Below are 20,230 nucleotides of genomic sequence, written 5' to 3'. Positions count from 1 at the left end.
GCGCCCCGCGGGCGCCCGGCGACCGTCGGGTTGGTGACACCCGCCCTGCCGGTGTGGCGGATGCGCCGGCGACCGCGGTCCTGATCAACTCATCGGTGGTGTTGACCGACGGTCGTCCCCCGCTCACCGGCGGTGGTCGGCGGGCTCGGGGCATCGTCGCCGACGAGCCGGATGGACCATGGTGCTCACCACTCGCCAGCCCCGCCCCGCCGCCCGGGGCTGGAGCCTCTTCGTCAGCCTCGCCCTGGTCGCCGCCTCGGTGCTGGCGCTCAGCCTCGGCGGCCAGCGGAGCGCCACCGTGGCGGACTTCCTCAGCCGCACCCCGGTGGCCCACCGCGACCTGCGGGTCGGGGTGTTCGGCGACCAGCCGCTGCTCGGCAGCGTCGACTCCCGCGGTCGGCGGGTCGGCTTCGACGTCGAACTGGCCGCCGCCCTGGCCCGGTCCCTGGGTATCCAGCCGTTCTACGTGCCGCTGGCCCCGCAGGAGCGGCTGCGCGCGCTGGTCGAGCGCCGGGTCGACGTCGTGTTCGCCGGCCTGCTGATGACCGCCGAGCGGCGCCGGACCATCGACTTCGCCGGCCCGTACCTGACCGGCGACATCGTCGCGCTCGCCCAGCGCTCCTGGTCGGGCCGGCTGGCCGGCGCCCGGGTCTGCACGGTCGAGGGTTCCACGGTGGACGACCTGCTCACCGGCCGCCGGGTGACCCTGACCCACCGGCGCGGCCAGCGCGACTGCGTGGACGACGTGCGCGCCGGCCGGGTCGACGCCACCGTCGGCGACGAGATCACCCTGCGTGGTCAGGCCTATCCCGTCGGCGGGGCACTGCACGTCTTCCCGCTCGGCGCTGGGCTGCCAGAGCAGCGCTACGGGATCGGGGTCACCCCCGGCGACCGCTACCTCCGGGCGCTCGTCGACTCCTTCCTGCTGGCCAGCTTCGGCAAGGGGGAGGCCGGCGCCTGGCAACGGGTCGCGGACCGCACCCTCGTACCGGCCGGTTACACCCGGGGCCAGCCGCGCCCGGAAGGGACGTTGCTGCGCGGCGCCGACGACGGCGAGCCGGTGGCCGGCGCGGCGGTGCTGCCGCCCGTCGTCGCGCCCGCCGCCAGCACACCGGCGCGGCGACGGCGCCCGGCGCGCCGGGGCCGCGGAGCCGCGCCGCCCCGCCGGCCGTGGCCGCCGAGGCGTCCGGTCGCGGACCCGCCGGAGCACCCGGCCGGCACCACCGTGGTCGACCGCTCGCCGGCCTGGTCCCTGCTGCTGGGCGTGCCGGTGGCGGTGTCCGCCTTGTACCTGTGGATCCAGTCCGGCGGCGACCGGCAGTTCACGCTGATGCTGGCCGACAGCGTGAACCCGATCACCTTCCTGGCCACGGTGAGCCTCTCGGTGGTGTGGATCTTCTTCGCCGTGCCGGCCATGGTCTGCACCGTCGGCGCGGTCGTGCTGGCCAGCGCCACCGACGCCGCGGACCGGCGCGCGCTGTGCCGGCGGCATCCGGTGGCCCGGTGGACGGCGCGTACGCCCCCGTGGGCGATCGGCCTGAGCGTGCTCACCGCGGCGCTCAGCACGCCCCTGGTGCTCCTACCGGCGTGGGGGTTCGCGCTGTACCTCGCCGTGCGGCCGGCCGCCGCCGGCCGGTGGCGCACGCCGCTGGCGGCGGTGCTGCTCGCCGTGCCGGCCGTCGCGATCGGCGCGGCGGCGTGGCGGGAGGGCGAGGCGGCGCTGGTGCTGATCGCCGGCTGGCCGGTGCCGGCGCTGCTGCTGGCCGGCGGGGGCACCGTGCACCGCGCCGCCGTGGCCACCTTCGTGCGGGCCGGCGGCGCGCTGGCCGCCGTGCTCGCCGTCGGCGTGCTGTACGCGGTGGTGACCACCCCGATCCTGCCGACCACCGCGATCCAGGTCGCCCGCCCGGTGGCCGCCACACCGACCGGCGCCCCCGCCGCCGACCCGGACACCGCCACCGGCGGCACCGCGGTCCGTCAGGTGCGCGGGTACGTGGTCTCGGTGGACGGGGAGACCACCACGATCCTGTCCGACCTGGGCGGTGTGGAGATCCTGCCCAACGCCGACATCGTGTCCCGGATCTCCTGTCCCAGCTTCACCGACCTGCCCGGCGACTCGGCGGCCCTGGCCGGGCTGCCGGTACGCGAGTCGCTGCTCAAGGCCCTCGCCCGGCGGCAACGGCCGGCCGCGTTGCAGGACCCGCGCTGTGTGGTCGGCCGGACCTCGGCACCGGACGAGGGGGCAGGCATGACGCCGGCCCCGACGGGTAGGCCAGGCGGGTAGCCGAGAGTCCAGCCGGAACGGGGTGAGTCTGCGATGAAGGTACGACGCTCCCTGCGTGGACTGAAGCGGAAGGTCGGCTCGATCGTGGTCCGCCGGCGCGGCAAGCTTTTCGTGATCAACAAGGCCGATCCCCGGCAGAAGTCCCGGCAGGGCTGACGGCGGACGGGGGACGATGGACATCCTGATCACCGGCGCGGGCAGTGGCCTGGGGCGGGGCGCCGCGCTCGGGCTGGCCCGGGCGGGGCACCACGTGATCGCCGGGGCGGAGATCTGGCCGCAGGTGCGGGCGCTGCGCGACGAGGCGCGGCGGGAGGGGTTGACCCTCGAGGCGATCAAGCTGGACGTGACCGACCAGACCGACCGGGCCGCCGCGCTGCGGCACCGGGTGGACATCCTGGTGCTCAACGCGGGCGTGCAGGAGGCCGGTGCCGTGGTGGAGATACCCATGTCCCGGGTCCGGCGGTCCTTCGAGGTGAACGTCTTCGGCCACCTGCACCTGGTCCAGGGCTTCGCCCCGCAGTTGCTCGACCGGGGCGCCGGCAAGGTGATCTGGGTGTCGTCCGCGGTGGGCATCCGGACCCGCCCCTGGGTCGGCGTGTACGCCGCCACGAAACACGCCATCGAGGCGCTGGCCTGGGCGATGAAGGGTGAGCTGGAGCCGCGTGGCGTCCGGGTGGCCACGATCAACCCGGGCCCGTACCGCACCGGCTACAACGACACCGGCGTCGAGGCGATGGACCAGTGGTGGGACGGGTCGAGCGCGCTGCTGGACCGCCCGGACCTGAGCGACTACCTGGCGCACCAGGACGATCCGCAGGAGATGGTCGACGAGATGGTGCGGGTCATCCCGGCCGCGCACCACCCGTACCGGACCACCCGTCCGGAGGGACTCCGGGAGCGGTTGCGGGAGTTCGAGGCACAGGTCTGGGACGCCGGCACCTGATCGCGTGCGGAAGCCGGCCCGGGCTTCGTTCCGGACTTTTCACAAGCCGCGAAAAAAGGCCGCCGGGGCCGGCGGTTTCATTGACATGCGTCACCGGCCGGGGAACTCTCCACCCGAACGGGCGGGTCACCCGACGCGGGGCCCGCCGTCCCGGCTCCCCACCCGTCCCGGAGAGACCCATGTCACCGGTCCCACCCCGCCCACCCCGCCCCCGCGCCCACCGCCTGCTCACCGCCCTGACCGCCCTGCTCACGGCGGCCGGACTGCTCGCACCGACCCCCGCCCGCGCGGCCGATCCGCTGCTGTCGCAGGGCCGCCCGACGAGCGCCTCGTCGGTGGAGAACGCCGGCAACCCCGCGACCAACGCCACCGACGGCAACGCGGGCACCCGCTGGTCCAGCGCCTTCGCCGATCCACAGTGGCTCCAGGTCGACCTGGGCGCCACCGCCACCATCTCCCGGGTCGTGCTGACCTGGGAGGCGGCGTACGGCCGGGCGTACCAGATCCAGACCTCGACCGACGGCGCCGCCTGGACCACCGTCTACGCCACCACCAGCGGTGACGGCGGCACCGACGACCTCACCGTCAGCGGCACCGGCCGGTACGTGCGGATGTACGGCACGGCCCGGGCCACCGCCTACGGCTACTCGCTCTGGGAGTTCCAGGTCTACGGCACCATTGGCGGCGGCAGCGGCTGCGACACCACCGGCAACGTCGCCCAGGGCCGCCCCGCCACCGCCTCCTCCACCGAGAACGCCGGCACACCCGCCGGGGCGGCGGTCGACGGCAACACCGGCACCCGCTGGTCCAGCGCCGCCGCCGACCCGCAGTGGCTCCAGGTCGACCTGGGCAGCGTGCGGACCCTCTGCCAGGTCGTGCTGACCTGGGAGGCGGCGTACGGCCGGGCGTACCAGATCCAGACCTCGACCGACGGCGCCGCCTGGACCACCGGCTACGCCACCACCACCGGCGACGGCGGCACCGACACCCTGACCGTCAGCGGCACCGGCCGGTACGTGCGGATGTACGGCACCGCCCGGGCGACCGCCTGGGGCTACTCGCTGTGGGAGTTCGCCGTGCACACCACCGGAGGGGGGACCATCCCCGGCGGCGGGTCGCTCGGACCCAACGTCATCACCTTCGACCCGTCGATGTCCGCCGCCACCATCCAGGGCCAGCTCGACGCGGTCTTCCGCACCCAGGAGTCCAACCAGTTCGGCACCCAGCGGTACGCGCTGATGTTCAAGCCCGGCGACTACTCCGGGATCAACGCGCAGATCGGTTTCTACACCTCGATCATGGGGCTGGGCCGGAACCCCGACGACGTGCGCATCCACGGCGACATCACGGTCGACGCGGGCTGGTTCAACGGCAACGCCACCCAGAACTTCTGGCGCTCGGCGGCCAACCTGGAGGTCTTCCCGTCCGCCGGGTTCACCCGCTGGGCGGTCTCCCAGGCCGCGCCGTTCCGCCGGATGGACATCCAGGGCGACCTCAACCTCGCCCCGAACGGCTACGGCTGGGCCAGCGGCGGCTACATCGCCGACAGCCGGGTCACCGGCGTCGTGCAGCCCTACTCCCAGCAGCAGTGGTACACCCGGGACAGCAACGTCGGCGGCTACCTCAACGCGGTCTGGAACATGACCAACTCCGGGGTGATCGGCGCGCCGGCCACCAGCTTCCCGAACCCGGCGTACACCACCCTCGCGCAGACCCCGGTCAGCCGGGACATCCCGTACCTGTACCTCGACGGGGCCGGCGCCTACCAGGTCTTCGTCCCGTCCACCCGGACCAACGCCGCCGGCGCCTCCTGGCTGGGCGGCGCGACCCCGGGCACCTCGATCCCGCTGAGCCAGTTCTACGTCGCCCGCCCCGGCGACTCCACCGCGACCATCAACGCGGCCCTGGCCCAGGGCCTGAACCTGCTGTTCACGCCGGGCGTCTACCCGGTGACCGAGACGATCGCGGTGACCCGGCCGGGCACCGTGGTGCTCGGTCTGGGCTTCGCGACGCTGATCCCGCAGAACGGGGTCACCGCCATGTCGGTCGCCGATGTCGACGGGGTGCGGCTGGCCGGCCTGCTCTTCGACGCCGGCCCGGTCAACTCCCCGGTGCTGCTCCAGGTCGGGCCGGCCGGCGCGACCGCCCGGCACAACGCCAACCCGACCTCGATCCAGGACGTCTTCTTCCGGATCGGCGGCGCGGGCCCCGGCAAGGCCACCACCAGCCTGGTGGTGAACCAGCACGACGCCCTGATCGACCACATCTGGGCCTGGCGGGCCGACCACGGCAGCGGCGTCGGCTGGACGGTGAACACCGCCGACACCGGCCTGATCGTCAACGGCAACTACGTCACCGCGCTCGGCCTCTTCGTCGAGCACTACCAGCGGTACGAGGTGATCTGGAACGGCAACAACGGCCGGACCATCTTCTTCCAGAACGAGTTGCCGTACGACCCGCCGAGCGCGTCGGCCTGGATGAACGGCTCGACGGTCGGCTACGCGGCGTTCAAGGTGGCCAACCCGGTCACCGCGTTCGAGGGCTGGGGGATGGGCAGCTACTGCTACTTCAACGTCGATCCCAGCATCGCCGCATACCACGGGTTCGAGGCGCCGACCGCGGCCGGCGTCCGCTTCCACGACCTGCTGACCGTCTCGCTCGGCGGCAACGGTTCGATCACCCACGTCATCAACGACACCGGCGGCACCGCGCAGGGCACCGCCACGGTGCCGGTGAACCTGGTCAGCTATCCGTGACCCGACCCGGCCGCGTGAGCTGCGGAAGCAGAAGTCGCCGCCCGGCGACGCCGCCGCGTACGGCGACTTGGCCAGGTCCGCCGAACAGGTCGCGTACGCCCGGGCCACCGGGCCGCCGGAGTACGCGTAGACGTTGGGCGCGTTCACCACCTGGATGCTGTCCGACCGGACCGGCCCCCAGTCGTGGTAGAAGTCCAGCTCGCCGGTCGCCCCGTCGACATGGTGGGGGACCGGCCGCTGGTCGGGGTGGTCCACGTCCACCGCGGCCTCCCGGGCCAGCACCACGGTCTGGTCCACCAGCTTCTTCGGGACGCCGTCGGTCCCTGCGCCCGCCGAATCCTCGCCGCCGGCCGCGTCGGTGCCGGACGGCGTGGCGGACGGGCCGTCGCCGGTCGCGCCGGCCGGCGCGGTGCGGGGCGTGGGCGCGGACCGGTCGGCCGGTGCGCCGCCCGTCCCGAGCGGGCCGGCGGTGGCGGTCTCCGGGGACCGGTCCAGCACCGCCCCGGCCCCGGCGGCGCCGCCGGCCAGGCAGGCGAGCGCCAGCAGGACCGTGGCGACCGTGGGCCGGCGGCGCCGCAGTTGCAGCGCGAACAGCAGCAGGACGATCACCACCGCGACGGCGACCAGCAGCAGGTCCTGGTGCAGCACGGCGATCGCCAGGCCGGCCACGCCGCCGACGTCGGCCACGATGCCCAGCGGGCGCATCGGCGACGGCACGCGTCGCTCGGCCGGCTCGCCGGTGGCCGGCTCCGGCGGCGGGACAGGATGGGTCATCGGGCTCCTCCGGGACGGCGCGCGACCGTGACGGTCGGTACCCGCACGGTCGCGCTACGGCGCGGTCATGCTGCCACGACGGTGGCCCCGCCCGGAGTCCCGACACCCGCCCGAGGGGTCCGCAGTCGGCATTCCGACTCCCTCCACCGGCCCGACAACGCGGGATGGGCGGCCCCGGCCGTGCCGAGGCGCTCCGGCCGGGCGCACCGGATCAGCGGCGAGCTGCCGGGCGGTCGGCCGGCGCCGGCGGCGCGCCGGTCGAGGGGCCGGGGCCGGACGACCGGGCACCGGCCAGCGGCCTGGTCGCCGCGAAGCCGGCCAGCGCCGCGTAGATCCGGGCGGAGTCGACCAGGGCGGAGAAGTGCGAGGCGGAGTTGCCGCCCCGGTAGCGGGTGGGGATCTCCACCTGCTCGATCGGCCACCCGTCGCGGACCGCGTGCAGCAGGACGTTCATCTCGTACTCGAAGCGGCTGCCCGGGATCGCGGCGAGCCGGTCGAGCAGCCGCGCCGGGTACGCCCGCAGCCCGGTCTGGGTGTCCCGCAGCGGGCAGCCGGTGGCCAGGTGGAACGCCTCCCGGGTGACCGCGTTGCCGAACCGGCTGCGCAGCGGCACGTCGCCGGCGAAGCGGCGCACGCCGAGCGTCAGCGCGCCGGTGTCCCGCATCCGCTGCGCGACGAGCCTGACGTCGCCGGCCCGGTGCTGCCCGTCGGCGTCCACGCACACCACGTCGCGGCCCGGGTGGTGGCTGGCCACGTACCGGAAGCCGGTCTTGAGCACCACGCCCTTGCCCCGGTTGACCCGGCGGCGCAGCACCGTGCAGCCCCGCTCGCGGGCCGCCGCGAGCACAGCCGTCGCGCCCGGGCCGCTGCCGTCGTCCACCACGACCGGAGGCCCGTCCCAGCCGGCGTCGGCCAGGTCGTCGACCAGACGCAGCAGGTCCTTGCCCGGCTGGTACACCGGCACCAGAACGATCACCGAACCTCCCGCGCGTCGAACGCTCCGGCGGCTACGGCCGCCGTCGTGGATCAGCTCCACCGATCGACGTCCGTCCTACCCGGAGCACCGGGCGGCCAATCACCGCGGCGCACGGGCGTCCGCCGCGAGGTCTCGCCTCGTCCGAAGCCGCCACGCCGTCGACCGCCCGCAGGGGCGACCACAGCTCACCCTGCGGGCCGACCACCCGGCACGGCGGCCACCAGGCGGGCTGGGCAGCACCCGGCCGGCGACCGGCGGCGGGCCGGGGCGCTACCGCCGGGTCCAGCCGCTGAGCAGCCGCGCGGAGCGGGCGATGCCGCGCTCCCGGCGCAGCAACCCGGCCGGGGTGTGCACGCCGAGGTAGCCGAGCCGGGCGGCGGCCCGGATCGCCCGCTCGCGACGCCGGGCCCGACCGGTGGCGGTGTCCGCCGCCGCGACCTCCAGCAGCGCCGCGCCGGACAGGCGCAGCACCTTGCCGGCGAGGAACCGGATCCGGGGCAGGTGCCAGGGGTGCGACACCAGGCCGAGAGGGCGCGCCGGGTCGAACTCGTGCCCGGCGAGCAGGCCGTCCTCGACGGTGTGCACCAGGTTCTGCAGGGTGGTCCGGGAGCGGGTCTCGGCGTGCAGGTCGGCGTACCGGTCCAGGCCGGCGGCGCGGGCCCGGGCCAGCATGAGCTCGGCCTCGCGGCACCCGGCCGGCGGGCAGGCCGCTTCGGGGCTGCCCAGGGGCCACCCGCCGGTGAAGACGACGCGGGGCAGGGCGGCGCGGCGGAACTCGGCGGCGTGCGCCGTGACGTACGCGACGGCCGCCCGGGTGCGCGCCTCGCCCTCGGCGGTCAGCCGGTGACCGTGGCCGTCCGCCACCACGCCGCAGCCGAAGACCAGCAGCACCGTGGCGGTCGGTGAGGTCATCCCCCCACGGTACGTCCGGGGCCGGCCGGATCCCCGTCCGCCTCGGGTGGCCAGGGTGGCTCGCCGACCCCGGTGATCCGCACGCCGCCCCACGGGTCGACCTCGGCCAGCCGGGCCCGGCAGACCCGCTCGCCGACGCGTACCGGCACGTCGCGGCGGCCGGAGCGGAGCAGCCGGACCATCCGGGGGTCCGGTTCGATCCGCCCGGCCCAGTGGTAGCGGCCGTCGACCGGTTCCCAGCGGGCGGCCGCGTGCAGCCGTACCGCGGTGTCGGCGACCCACGCCGGGCCGTGGTAGCTCACCGGTCGACCGGCTCGTGCGCGCGGGCCAGCTCGGCGGGCAGGTCGGCGCCGCGCCGCACCCCCTCGATGCCGCTCCACAGCAGGGTGGTCAGGTAGTCGGTGAGGGCCTCCCGGCGGATCGGCTGGCCGTGCGTGGTCCACCAGTCGCCGACCGCCTGCACGAAGCCGACCAGCCCGTACGCCCACGGCTCCGCGGGGCCGGCGTCCAGGCCGAGCGCGCGCAGCCGGTCCCCGATGGCCCGGGCCAGCCCGGCGGCGACCTGGCGGCTGGTGCCGGCGACCACCTGGTGGATGCCGGGGTGGCCGGCCTGGTGCATGAGGAACCGGTAGAGCGTCGGCTCGGACTCGATCACCCGCAGGTACGCGTCGATGGTCGCCTCGACCAGCGCGCGCTCCTCGCGGACCTGCTCGATGGCGGGGGCGATGCTGTCCACGACGCGGGTCGCCACCACCTCGCTGACCGCGAGCCAGAGCTGCGCCTTGTCCGCGAAGTACCGGTAGAGGACCGGTTTGGTGACGCCGGCGGTGGCGGCCACCTGGTCCATGTCGACCTGTGGGCCGTGGCGGAGCAGCGCCTGCACGGCGGCCCCGATCAGCTCCTGCCGGCGCTGCTCGCGGTGGCCGGCCCAGCGGTCCCGCCGCCCGGCGCGGGGCTCCCCGGCGGGGTCCGGGGCATTGACATCAGTGGAGGTGGGTCGCATGCTACCACTCGTAACAGTTACCCGAAGTTACGTCAATGGGGAGGGGCCATGGAGGGCACGTCGACCGGCTTCCCGCGCGAGGCCGTCGCCACCCGGCTGCTCGCCGCCTCGGTGCGCACCAGCTACGACCCCACCGTCGACATCGACTGGACGGCGCCACCCCGGCCCGACGCGTACTGGCTGCCGCCGCAGCGCAGCAGCCTCTACGGCACGGCCCTGTGGGAAGGGCTCAGCGAGGCGCAGCGCATCGAGCTGACCAAGCACGAGGTGGCCAGCGCGGCCAGCGCCGGGCTGTGGTTCGAGACGATCCTCATGCAGATGCTGATCCGGCACTACTACGACGCCGACCCGACCAGCCGGCACGCCCAGTACGCGCTCACCGAGGTCGCCGACGAGTGCCGGCACTCCATCATGTTCGGCCGGCTCATCGAGGCCACCGGCTGCCCGGTCTACCGGGCCGACCGGGTGGACCACGCGCTCGGCCGCTGGCTCAAGGCCACCGCGACCGGGCCGCAGATGTACGCGGCCATCCTCATCGCCGAGGAGATCCTCGACGCCTTCCAGCGGGAGATCATGGCCGACGAGTCGTTGCAGCCGCTGATCCGGATGGTGTCCCGGATCCACGTGGTCGAGGAGGCCCGCCACGTCCGCTTCGCCCGGGACGAGCTGGCCCGCCAGGTCGAGTCCGCCGGCCCGGTCGCGCTCGGCTACGCGCGGCTGGTGATCGGTCGGGCCGCGTACTCCATCACCCGCCGCCTGGTCCACCCGCAGGCGTACGCGGCGGTCGGCATCGCGCCCGAGGTCGGCCAGGCCGCGGCCCGCGCGAACCCGCACTGGCAGGCGACGCTGCGCTGGTCCGCGCAGCGGATCGCCGACCACCTCACCGAGCTGGGCCTGGTGGCCGGCCCCGGCCGGCTGCTCTGGCGCCGCGCCGGCCTGATCGAGGGCTGAGGGCGACCGGCGGCGACCCCGAGGCGCCGCCGCCGGTCGCGGCCGTCAGGAGGTGGGGAAGCTGTCCGGGGTACGGATGCGGTTGCGCATGAAGTTCCCCGAGTCGGTGAGCACCGCGGTGCCGGCGTAGCTGCCGCCGTTGCAGGTGCCCGGCCGGAACGCGGCGCTGCCCTCGCCGGCGTCGGAGTACGTCCAGTTCGCGTAGCTGATCTTCAGGCGGTCGAGCAGGTCGAGCCAGGTGGTGCTGCTGGCGGCGTCGACCGCGCCGTCACCGGTGTAGGTGACCGTGCCGAACTCGGTCACGAACAGCGGCAGCCGGGAGGCCGCCCGCTGCAGCTCGTTGCGGTAGGTGTCCTGGTGTGACGCCGCGTAGAAGTGGAACGTGTACATGATGTTGTCGGCCCGGACCGGGTTGTTGACGATCTCGTCGGAGTTGCCGCCCTCGGAGACGCCCAGCGACGACCAGCCCCGGGTGCCGACGATGACCACGGCGTCCGGGTCGTTGGCCCGGATCACCGGGATGACCTGCTCGGCGTAGTTCTTGATGGTGGACCAGCTCACGCCGTTCGGCTCGTTGGTGATCTCGTAGATCACGTTCTTCTTGGCGGCGTTGCGGGCCGACACCGCGGCGAAGAAGGTCTTGGCCCGGTCCAGGTTGTACATCGGGTCGCCGGGGGTCAGCGTGTGGAAGTCGATCAGCGCGTACAGGCCGCGCGCCTCCGCCTTGTCCACCAGCGTGTTGACCTGGTTGGTGAAGCCGCTCGGGTTGGTCTCGTAACCCTTCTCCTGCACGTACATCGAGATGCGCAGCAGGTCGGCCTGCCAGTCGTCGGCGAGCGCGTCGAGCGAGGCGTCGTTGTAGCAGTTGGCGAACCACTGCAACCCGTGGGTGCTCATGCCGCGCAACTGGATCGGCCGGCCGTACTGGTTGCAGAGGTTGACCCCGCAGACCCGGAGCTGGCCGTTGATCGCCACCGGCGTGGTGCCGGTCGGTGGCGGGGGAGTGGTCGGCGGCGGGGTGGTCGGCGGGGGAGTCGTGGGCGGCGGGGTGGTCGGCGGCGGCGTGGTCGGCGGGGCGGTGCTGGGGCTGATCCCGCCGGTGCAGGTCGTGCCGTTGAGGGTGAACGCGGTCGGCGCCGGGTTCGCCGTGGTCCACGCGCCGTTGAAGCCGATCGTGGTGCTCGCCCCGCTGCCGAGCGCGCCGTTGTAGCTCATGTTCTGCGCGGTGACCGCGCTGCCGCTCTGCTGCCAGGTCGCCGACCAGCCCTGCGTGACGCGCTGGCCCGAGTCGGGGAAGGTGAAACCCAGGGTCCAGGCGCTCACCGGGTCGCCCAGGTTCTGGATGGTGAGGTTGGCGGTGAAGCCGCCCGGCCAGGAGTTGGTGGTGTAGGTGACGGCGCAGCCGGTCGCCGCCGCGGCGGTGGTCATCGGCAGCACGGCGGTCGCGGCCAGGGCGAGGGCGCCGACGGCGCCGCTCACCAGAAGGGTGCGCCGGGGCGGGCGCGGAATCGAGGACATGCGGGTCGTCCCATCTGCGGGGTGGGGAGTGGACGGTGCCCGTCGCGAACTCGCCCGGTGAGTCGGACGCGGCGGCAGCCTCGGGAGCGCTCCCACGACGATAGAGGGGTGCGCCGCGCGGTGCAAGGTCGTCGATGTCCGCCCGGCCGCCGCTTGGTGGCGTGGCACCGGCCGCGCCCGGTGGCGGGGCGGGTGGTGTCCACGCTCACGGGCGGCGTACCGCCCCGGTCTCGCGGTTTCTCGCCCGTAATGCGTACGTCTGGGCGATACATCCATCGGCCGTTCGGTTGATATGGCCGCAACCTTTGGTCTAGGGTGACTGGCACAACCGGTGCTTGGGGAGCACCAGTTCTCCTCGGACAGGAAGGGCAGCATGACCACGACGACCATCGCGCCGACGACCACCGAGGCGCACCGTGCGGCGGTGACCGGCGAGGAGACCCGCGCCAGTGAGCTGATCGCGGCCCTGGCCGCGCTGCCCGAGGGGCACCCGGAGCGGCCGGCGCTGCGCAACCAGGTCATCGAGGCGTGGCTGCCGCTGGCCAACCACCTCGCCGCCCGCTACAGCGGCCGGGGCGAGCCGACCGGCGACCTGGCCCAGACCGCCGCCCTCGGGCTGATCAAGGCGGTGGACCGGTTCGACGCCTCCCGGGGCGTGGACTTCGCCGGCTTCGCCATCCCGACCATCCTCGGCGAGATCAAGCGGCACTTCCGCGACCGCACCTGGAACATCCGGGTCCCGCGCCGCCTCCAGGAGCTGCGGCTGCGCATCTCCGAGGCGAACGGCACCCTCACCCAGACCCTCAACCGGGCGCCGACCGTCGCCGACATCGCCGCCCACCTCGACATCACCGAGGAAGAGGTGCTCGAGGGCCTGGAGGGCGCCCGCGCCTACAACGCCGTCTCGCTCTCCACCCCGATCGGCGACGGCGAGAGCGCCACCGAGCTGGGCGACACCCTGGGCGCCGAGGACAACGAGTACGAGCTGGCCGAGCTGCGCGCCTCGCTCGGCCCCGCGCTGGCCACCCTCGACGAGCGCGAGCAGAAGATCCTCACCCTGCGCTTCTACGGCAACCTGACCCAGAGCGAGATCGCCGCCCGGGTCGGCGTGTCCCAGATGCACGTCTCCCGGCTGCTCGCCCGCGCGCTGACCAAGCTGCGCGGCCAGCTCACCGAGGCCTGATCCACCCCGGGCGGACCAACCGCCCGGCACCCGCCTTCCGGTCCGGCGAGCGCTACCGCCTCGCCCCCGGCCCCACGCACCGCCACCGGCTCCCTCCGGTGGCGGTGCGTTTCTGTCCACCCGCCCGGCGGCCCACCGGCCCACCCGCCCGGCGCCCGGCTCAGCGGCTGACCGGCTGACCGGCCTGGCTTTCGGCTGCGCCCGCCCCGCCGTCCAGCGGGCCGGGGCGGGCTTGTGCATACTTGCGCGGATGCAATCATTGCCGAGCGCCATCCGCCGCTCGGCTGTCAGTTTCGAAGGCGGTAGTGGTGGTCGACCAGACGATCCCGCGGCGACGCGAAGCGGCCCCGACGACCGGGGCGCCGGTGGCCGATCCGGGCCTGCGCCAACTGCTGGCCGGGCTCACCGCGGTACGGGACGGCGACTTCGGCACCCGGCTGCCGGAGGACGCCGAAGGGCTGCTCGGCGAGATCGCCACCGTCTTCAACGGGATGGTGGACCAGCTCTCCCTGTTCACCTCCGAGGTGACCCGGGTGGCCCGGGAGGTGGGCACCGAGGGTCAGCTCGGCGGCCAGGCGGACGTGCCGGGCGTCTCGGGCACCTGGAAGGACCTGACCGACTCGGTGAACGCCATGGCCGGCAACCTGACCGACCAGGTCCGCGACATCGCCGAGGTGGCCACCGCGGTGGCCCGGGGTGACCTGTCGCAGAAGATCACCGTCGACGTGCGCGGCGAGATCCTGGAGCTGAAGGTCACCATCAACACGATGGTGGACCAGCTCTCGTCGTTCGCCGACGAGGTGACCCGGGTGGCGCGCGAGGTCGGCAGCGAGGGCCGGCTCGGCGGCCAGGCCGAGGTGCCGGGCGTGGCCGGCACCTGGCGTGACCTCACCGACTCGGTGAACTTCATGGCCGGCAACCTGACCAGCCAGGTCCGCAACATCGCCCAGGTGACCACCGCGGTGGCCCGGGGTGACCTGTCGCAGAAGATCACCGTCGACGCCCGGGGCGAGATCCTCGAACTCAAGAGCACCATCAACACGATGGTGGACCAGCTCTCGTCGTTCGCCGACGAAGTCACCCGGGTGGCCCGCGAGGTCGGCACCGACGGCCGGCTCGGCGGTCAGGCGCAGGTCAGCGGGGTCGCCGGCACCTGGCGTGACCTGACCGACTCGGTGAACTCGATGGCCGGCAACCTCACCGACCAGGTCCGCAGCATCGCCCAGGTGGCCACCGCGGTGGCCCGGGGTGACCTGTCGCAGAAGATCACCGTGACCGCGCACGGCGAGATCCTGGAGCTGAAGAGCACCATCAACACGATGGTGGACCAGCTCTCGTCGTTCGCCGACGAGGTCACCCGGGTGGCCCGGGAGGTGGGCACCGAGGGCCGGCTCGGCGGCCAGGCCGACGTGAAGGGCGTCTCCGGCACCTGGAAGGACCTGACCGAGTCGGTGAACGTCATGGCGGACAACCTCACCGCCCAGGTACGCAGCATCGCCGAGGTCACCACCGCGGTCGCGAAGGGCGACCTCACCCAGAAGATCCGGGTGGACGCCCGCGGCGAGATCCTCGCCCTGAAGGAGACCATCAACACGATGGTCGACCAGCTGTCCGCGTTCGCCGACGAGGTGACCCGGGTGGCCCGGGAGGTCGGCACCGAGGGCCGGCTCGGCGGCCAGGCCCGGGTCTCCAACGTGGCCGGCACCTGGAAGGACCTGACCGACAACGTCAACGAGATGGCGAACAACCTCACCAACCAGGTGCGGTCCATCGCGTTGGTCGCCACCGCCGTGGCCCAGGGCGACCTGAGCCGGCAGATCACCGTCGAGGCCAAGGGCGAGGTCGCCGTGCTCGCCCAGACCATCAACACCATGGTCGGTACGCTCGGCGCGTTCGCCGACGAGGTGACCCGGGTGGCCCGGGAGGTGGGCACCGAGGGCCGGCTGGGCGGCCAGGCCCGGGTGCCCAACGTGGCCGGCACCTGGAAGGACCTGACCGACAACGTCAACTCGATGGCGAACAACCTCACCGGCCAGGTGCGCAACATCGCCCAGGTGACCACCGCGGTGGCGCAGGGCGACCTGACCAAGAAGATCGACGTCGACGCGCGCGGCGAGATCCTGGAACTCAAGACCACCATCAACACCATGGTCGACCAGCTCTCCAGCTTCGCCGCCGAGGTGACCCGGGTGGCCCGGGAGGTCGGCAGCGAGGGGCGCCTCGGCGGTCAGGCCGAGGTCGAGGGGGTCTCCGGCACCTGGAAGCGGTTGACCGAGAACGTCAACGAGCTGGCCGGCAACCTCACCCGGCAGGTGCGCGCCATCGCCGAGGTGACCAGCGCGGTGGCCACCGGCGACCTGACCCGCTCGATCACGGTGGACGCCTCCGGCGAGGTCGCCGAGCTCAAGGACAACATCAACTCGATGGTGGAGTCGCTGCGCGAGACCACCCGGACCAACCAGGAACAGGACTGGCTCAAGACCAACCTCGCCCGCATCTCCGGTCTGATGCAGGGCCACCGGGACCTGGAGGTGGTCGCCGGGCTGGTGATGAACGAGCTGGCCCCGCTGGTCTCCGCGCAGCTCGGCACGTTCCTGCTGGTCGACGACGGCCCCGGCGGCCGGGGCCTGCGGGTGGTCGGCGGGTACGGCCACGACGCCACCCGCCGCCGGTTCGTCCTCGGCGACTCCCTGGTCGGCCAGGCCGCCCTGAGCAAGCGGGCCATCGTGGTCGACGCGGTGCCGGCCGACTACGTCACGGTCTCGTCCAGCCTGGGCGCCGCCGCGCCGCTGCACCTGATGGTGCTGCCGATCCTCTTCGAGGACCAGGTGCTCGGCGTCATCGAGCTGGCCGGCATGGGCCGGTTCACCGAGATCCAGCGGGACTTCCTCGAGCAGCTCACCGAGACCATCGGCGTCAACGTGAACACCATCGTGGCCAACGCGCGGACCGACGTGCTGCTCACCGAGTCCCAGCGGCTCGCCGCCGAGCTGCGGACCCGCTCGGAGGAGTTGCAGGCCCGCTCGGAGGAACTTCAGCGGTCCAACGCCGAGCTGGAGGAGAAGGCCGCGCTGCTGGCCCGGCAGAACCACGACATCGAGACGAAGAACTCCGAGATCGAGCAGGCCCGCCAGGAGTTGGAGGCCCGCGCCCAGCAGCTGGCGCTCGCCTCGAAGTACAAGTCCGAGTTCCTGGCCAACATGAGCCACGAGCTGCGTACGCCGCTGAACTCGCTGCTCATCCTCGCGCAGCTGCTGGCGCAGAACCCCAACCGCAACCTCACCGCCAAGCAGGTGGAGTACGCCACCGTCATCCACTCCGCCGGCACCGACCTGCTCCAGCTGATCAACGACATCCTCGACCTGTCCAAGGTCGAGGCCGGCAAGATGGACATCAACCCGGAGACGTTCGAGCTGTCCGCGCTGCGCGACTACGTGGACGCCACGTTCCGCCCGCTGACCACCCCGCGCGGGCTGGAGCTGGATCTGGTCACCGGCCCGGACGTGCCGGACCGGCTGCACACCGACGAGCAGCGGCTGCGGCAGGTGCTGCGCAACCTGGTCTCCAACGCGGTGAAGTTCACCGAGCAGGGTCGGGTGCAGCTGCGCATCGAACGGGCCCGGCCCGAGGAGCTGCCGGCGGACCTGCCGCCGGCGGAGACGATCATCGCGTTCCGGGTCATCGACACCGGCATCGGCATCGCCGAGCAGCACCTGACCGCCATCTTCGACGCGTTCCAGCAGGCCGACGGCACCACCAGCCGGCGCTACGGCGGCACCGGCCTGGGGTTGTCGATCAGCCGGGAGATCGCCCGGCTGCTCGGCGGGCAGATCACCGCGCAGAGCGTGCTGGGCCAGGGCAGCACCTTCACCCTCTACCTGCCCAGCACCATCGCCGCCCCGCTGCCGGCGCAGAGCGTCACCGCGCCGGTCACCGGGGCTGCCGCGCCGCTCGGCGGGGCCGCCGCGCCGGGGGAGGCGCAGCGCTGGGTGGAGCAGCAGCAGCGCCGGGTGCTGGTCCTCGAGACGCACGAGAAGGGGCTGCTCACGCTCCTGGCCCGAGGTGTGGTGGCGGAGACCGGCGGGCCGGTGGAGGTGACCACCGCGGTCACCGTCGAGGCGGCCGTGCGTACCCTCGCCGGGCACCGCCATCAGCTGGTCGTGGTGCGGCTCGACGCGGGCGACGACCAGGGCGGCGCGCTGCTGCGGGCGTTGCACGAGCACGCCGGCCTGCGTGGGCTGCCGGTGCTGGCGTACCACGGGCAGCCGCTCGCCGCCGGGCAGGACGCGCTGTGGCAGGGGATGGCCGTCGACCGCCCGCTGGAGATCCTGGGCAGCCTCGACGAGCTGCGGGAGCGGATCGTGCTGCACCTGACGGCGGACGGCCCGGAGCGGCTGCCGGCGTTCCCGGCGCCGGCCGCCGACCGGCCCCCGGTGCTCGACCCCGTGGTGCGCGACCTGTCCGGCCGCACGGTGCTGGTGGTCGACGACGACGCGCGCAACGTCTTCGCCCTCACCAACATCCTCGAACTGCACGGCATGGACGTGGTCTACGCGGAGAACGGCCGCAAGGCCGTCGAGACGCTGATGCGCCAGGACGACATCGATCTGGTGCTGATGGACGTGATGATGCCGGAGATGGACGGGTACGCGGCGACCGCCGCGATCCGCGCGATGCCCCGCTACGCGGACCTGCCGATCATCGCGGTCACCGCGAAGGCGATGCGCGGGGACCGGGAGAAGAGCATCTCCTCGGGCGCCAGCGATTACGTCACCAAGCCGGTCGACGCCGAGGACCTGCTGAGCTGCATCCACCGCTGGTTGACCGGCTGACCCGGCGGGCGACCGCCCGCCGGGCCGTACGCGGGTCAGCTCACCACGGCGCCGGGGCGGGCGGCGGCACGACCGGCGGCCGGTCGTCGCAGGTGATGGTGTTGGGCAGCAGCCACGGGGCGAGCCAGCCGCCGTCGTTGCCGCCGAGGTCGGCCAGGGTGAACTCCGACCCGGCGGGGGTGAAGTGGAACGAGCCGCAGTTGTTGACGCCCACCGCGCCGACGTTGCGGGCGTCCACGTTGGCGAACGACGCCGAGCCGGCGGTCCGGGCGCTCACCACCGAGGTGCCGGTGCCGTCGACCCGGATGTCCCGGAAGTGTACGTTGCTGATCGCGTAGCTGTCCTTCACCGGCCAGTCGCTGACCAGCATGATCGCGTTGTAGGTGTTGTCGAGGAAGGCGTCGCCGACCACCTGGATGTCGGCGTCGATGCTGCCGTCCAGGGCGTAGAACCAGATCGCGCCGAGGCCGATGTTCCAGTTCAGCTCGTACGTGCCGGCCCGGACCGTGGTGTTGTCGGTGATCCGCAGCTGGCCGGTGAACGGCTCGGCGCCGAACCGGGAGCCGACATGGATGGCGCTGCCCTCGCGGACCGGGTCGGCGATCAGGTTGTTCGAGACGGTGAGGTCCGTGCCGCCGTAGAGGGCGATGCCGTTGGCCAGGACCGGCGACTGCACGGTGTTGTGGTCGAAGGTGTTCCCGACGTTGCCGGTCTTCTCCGACCACATGGCGAGCCCGTCGTCGCCGGTGTTGCGCACGAAGGTGTGCGAGACCGAGGAGCGGGTTACCCCGGTGTGGAAGTTGAGCCCGTCGGCGATCTGGTCGGCGATGACCGTGCGGGTCACCCGCAGGTCGGTCATCGGCCCGTCGAACCACATGCCGACCTTGGTGTGATGCAGGTACAGGCCGTCGATGGTGGAGTGGTTGAGCGCCCCGCCGACGCCGTTGACCTGGTCGGTGTCGACCCGTTCCCGCACGTCGCCCTCGACGGCGAAGCCGGAGAGGTGCACGTCGCTGCTGCCGCCGTCGGCGGCGTCCCGGCCGTAGAAGCCGACCCCGGTGTGCACCGACCCGTCCGGGGCCGGCGTGTCCAGGGCGACCTCGCGGCCCCGGACGATGGTGTACCAGCTGCCGGCCCCGGCGATGCTCACGTCGTCGACGACGATGTGCCGGTTCACCTGGTAGGTCCCCGGCGGCAGGTAGAGCGTGCGGTGCGCCCGGCGGGCGTACGCCACGGCCCGGTCGAACGCGTCGGCGGACTCCCGCCGCCCGGACGGGTCGGCGCCGAAGGCCAGCACGTTCACCGCGCCGGGCACCACCCGGGGCGGGCCGACCCGGTGCGAGTCGAGCAGGTCGATCACCGTCCACGCCGCGGCGGTGCCGGCGGGCGCGGTCAGCCGGACCACCTCGCCGGCCCGGTGCGGGCGCCCCAGCAGCAGCCGCTGCTCCTCGTAGAAGTGGTGCGGCCGGAACGGCCTGGTGACGGTGGGCGCCGGCGTGGTGGCGGCCGGCACGCAGCCGCACTCGGTGATCCACCAGTCGGGGTGCAGCAGGTCGGCGGCCGGGTCGTTGGTGAACGGGTACTGGTTGTACAGCCAGGCGTACCGCGAGGTGAGCGTCATGGTGCGGACCGGTTCGCGGCCGACGCGCACCTGCAGCGGCGCGGTGATGCCGCCCCCGCCGGGGGCGTCGGGGATGCTGTACCGGACGGTGAGCGCGTCGGTCGTCGCCGGGAGCGTGAACTCGACGTACTGGCCGGGGGAGAGGCGCACGGCGCGCCGCCCGGACGCCTCGCCGGCCAGGGTGTAGGCGGCCCGGTCCGGGCCGATCACGGTGCCGGTGGTGCGCGCGTGCTCGGCCTCCTGCTCGACGAAGTCGACGCTGGCCCCGCGCCCGGCGACCAGCGCGGGGTCGAGGCCGGCCCGGGTGATCACCGGGGCCGGCCCGGCGGGGCCGGCCGCCACGGCGGCGTTCCCGGCCGGTACGGCCAGCGCGAGGGCGGCGCCCGCCGCCGCGACGATCCGGACGATCGGCACCGACGGGCGACGGCCCGCCGCGCCTGCCACGCTCCGCTGCATGGGACTACCCACTTTCCGGGG

The 20,230-nt window shown here is 73.6% G+C and carries 13 protein-coding genes; 7 read left to right on the top strand and 6 right to left on the bottom strand.

The annotated features are described in order from the left end of the window. Window positions 1-178: 178 nt before the first annotated feature. The 4 genes from ACIBPB_RS14355 (at window position 179) to ACIBPB_RS14340 (ending at window position 5,983) form a co-directional block, all read left to right on the top strand. Entirely contained in the window at window positions 179-2,284 is a 2,106-nt protein-coding gene (locus ACIBPB_RS14355; protein WP_396840048.1) for a substrate-binding periplasmic protein, read from the top strand. 33 nt (window positions 2,285-2,317) lie between these two features. Further along, the gene (locus ACIBPB_RS14350; protein ID WP_396840047.1) at window positions 2,318-2,440 is read left to right on the top strand and encodes a 50S ribosomal protein L36; all 123 of its coding nucleotides are present in this window, start codon (window positions 2,318-2,320) and stop codon (window positions 2,438-2,440) included. Window positions 2,441-2,456: 16 nt separating this feature from the next. Beyond that, window positions 2,457-3,227: an SDR family oxidoreductase gene (locus tag ACIBPB_RS14345; RefSeq protein ID WP_396840046.1), complete on the top strand. Its 771-nt coding sequence runs from the start codon at window positions 2,457-2,459 to the stop codon at window positions 3,225-3,227. A 179-nt stretch (window positions 3,228-3,406) separates the two neighbouring features. After that, window positions 3,407-5,983 carry a discoidin domain-containing protein gene (locus tag ACIBPB_RS14340; RefSeq protein ID WP_396840045.1) on the top strand — a complete coding sequence of 859 codons (2,577 nt, stop codon included), beginning with the start codon at window positions 3,407-3,409 and terminating at the stop codon, window positions 5,981-5,983. A gap of 985 nt (window positions 5,984-6,968) precedes the next feature. On the opposite strand, the gene ACIBPB_RS14335 is transcribed toward ACIBPB_RS14340, so the two are convergent. The 4 genes from ACIBPB_RS14335 to ACIBPB_RS14320 form a co-directional block, all read right to left on the bottom strand. Next, window positions 6,969-7,733: a glycosyltransferase family 2 protein gene (locus ACIBPB_RS14335; protein WP_396840044.1), complete on the bottom strand. Its 765-nt coding sequence runs from the start codon at window positions 7,731-7,733 to the stop codon at window positions 6,969-6,971. Between the two features lie 270 nt (window positions 7,734-8,003). Further along, a complete protein-coding gene (locus ACIBPB_RS14330; RefSeq protein WP_396840042.1) occupies window positions 8,004-8,645 on the bottom strand; it encodes a YdcF family protein in 642 nt (213 codons plus the stop codon). Next, window positions 8,642-8,947 (bottom strand): DUF4873 domain-containing protein, encoded by a 306-nt coding sequence (locus tag ACIBPB_RS14325; protein ID WP_396840041.1) that lies wholly within the window; start codon window positions 8,945-8,947, stop codon window positions 8,642-8,644. Before ACIBPB_RS14325 ends, ACIBPB_RS14330 begins: the two co-directional genes overlap by 4 nt. Beyond that, a complete protein-coding gene (locus ACIBPB_RS14320; protein ID WP_396840040.1) occupies window positions 8,944-9,648 on the bottom strand; it encodes a TetR family transcriptional regulator in 705 nt (234 codons plus the stop codon). The genes ACIBPB_RS14325 and ACIBPB_RS14320 overlap by 4 nt, the downstream gene beginning before the upstream one ends. A 48-nt stretch (window positions 9,649-9,696) precedes the next feature. Here ACIBPB_RS14320 and ACIBPB_RS14315 point away from each other — a divergent pair, with 48 nt between their 5' ends. Next, window positions 9,697-10,599: a diiron oxygenase gene (locus tag ACIBPB_RS14315; protein ID WP_396840039.1), complete on the top strand. Its 903-nt coding sequence runs from the start codon at window positions 9,697-9,699 to the stop codon at window positions 10,597-10,599. A 45-nt stretch (window positions 10,600-10,644) separates the two neighbouring features. Here the strand turns inward: ACIBPB_RS14315 and ACIBPB_RS14310 are convergent, their stop codons facing one another. Beyond that, a complete protein-coding gene (locus ACIBPB_RS14310; RefSeq protein WP_396840038.1) occupies window positions 10,645-12,117 on the bottom strand; it encodes a cellulase family glycosylhydrolase in 1,473 nt (490 codons plus the stop codon). A gap of 373 nt (window positions 12,118-12,490) precedes the next feature. Here ACIBPB_RS14310 and ACIBPB_RS14305 point away from each other — a divergent pair, with 373 nt between their 5' ends. Then, a complete protein-coding gene (locus tag ACIBPB_RS14305; protein WP_396840037.1) occupies window positions 12,491-13,300 on the top strand; it encodes a SigB/SigF/SigG family RNA polymerase sigma factor in 810 nt (269 codons plus the stop codon). 308 nt (window positions 13,301-13,608) lie between these two features. Continuing rightward, window positions 13,609-18,132, top strand: a complete 4,524-nt coding sequence (locus ACIBPB_RS14300; protein WP_396840036.1) for a HAMP domain-containing protein — start codon at window positions 13,609-13,611, stop codon at window positions 18,130-18,132. A gap of 40 nt (window positions 18,133-18,172) precedes the next feature. Here ACIBPB_RS14300 and ACIBPB_RS14295 read toward each other — a convergent pair whose 3' ends face one another. Further along, on the bottom strand, window positions 18,173-20,209 hold the full coding sequence (locus ACIBPB_RS14295) for a glycosyl hydrolase family 28-related protein (protein ID WP_396840035.1): 2,037 nt from the start codon (window positions 20,207-20,209) through the stop codon (window positions 18,173-18,175). Between the last annotated feature and the right edge of the window lie 21 nt (window positions 20,210-20,230).

Source organism: Micromonospora sp. NPDC049836 (assembly GCF_044465125.1).
GTDB lineage: Bacteria > Actinomycetota > Actinomycetes > Mycobacteriales > Micromonosporaceae > Micromonospora.
Note: the sequence above shows the minus strand (reverse complement) of the source record. Positions and strands in the feature narration are given on the sequence as shown.

Bases quoted from the DNA above. Each gene is read 5' to 3' on its own strand.
- ACIBPB_RS14340 (WP_396840045.1), top strand. From the start codon at position 3,407: ATGTCACCGGTCCCACCCCGCCCACCCCGCCCCCGCGCCCACCGCCTG.
- ACIBPB_RS14305 (WP_396840037.1), top strand. From the start codon at position 12,491: ATGACCACGACGACCATCGCGCCGACGACCACCGAGGCGCACCGTGCG.
- ACIBPB_RS14295 (WP_396840035.1), bottom strand. From the start codon at position 20,209: ATGCAGCGGAGCGTGGCAGGCGCGGCGGGCCGTCGCCCGTCGGTGCCG.
- ACIBPB_RS14315 (WP_396840039.1), top strand. From the start codon at position 9,697: ATGGAGGGCACGTCGACCGGCTTCCCGCGCGAGGCCGTCGCCACCCGG.
- ACIBPB_RS14355 (WP_396840048.1), top strand. From the start codon at position 179: ATGGTGCTCACCACTCGCCAGCCCCGCCCCGCCGCCCGGGGCTGGAGC.
- ACIBPB_RS14310 (WP_396840038.1), bottom strand. From the start codon at position 12,117: ATGTCCTCGATTCCGCGCCCGCCCCGGCGCACCCTTCTGGTGAGCGGC.
- ACIBPB_RS14350 (WP_396840047.1), top strand. From the start codon at position 2,318: ATGAAGGTACGACGCTCCCTGCGTGGACTGAAGCGGAAGGTCGGCTCG.
- ACIBPB_RS14320 (WP_396840040.1), bottom strand. From the start codon at position 9,648: ATGCGACCCACCTCCACTGATGTCAATGCCCCGGACCCCGCCGGGGAG.
- ACIBPB_RS14345 (WP_396840046.1), top strand. From the start codon at position 2,457: ATGGACATCCTGATCACCGGCGCGGGCAGTGGCCTGGGGCGGGGCGCC.
- ACIBPB_RS14330 (WP_396840042.1), bottom strand. From the start codon at position 8,645: ATGACCTCACCGACCGCCACGGTGCTGCTGGTCTTCGGCTGCGGCGTG.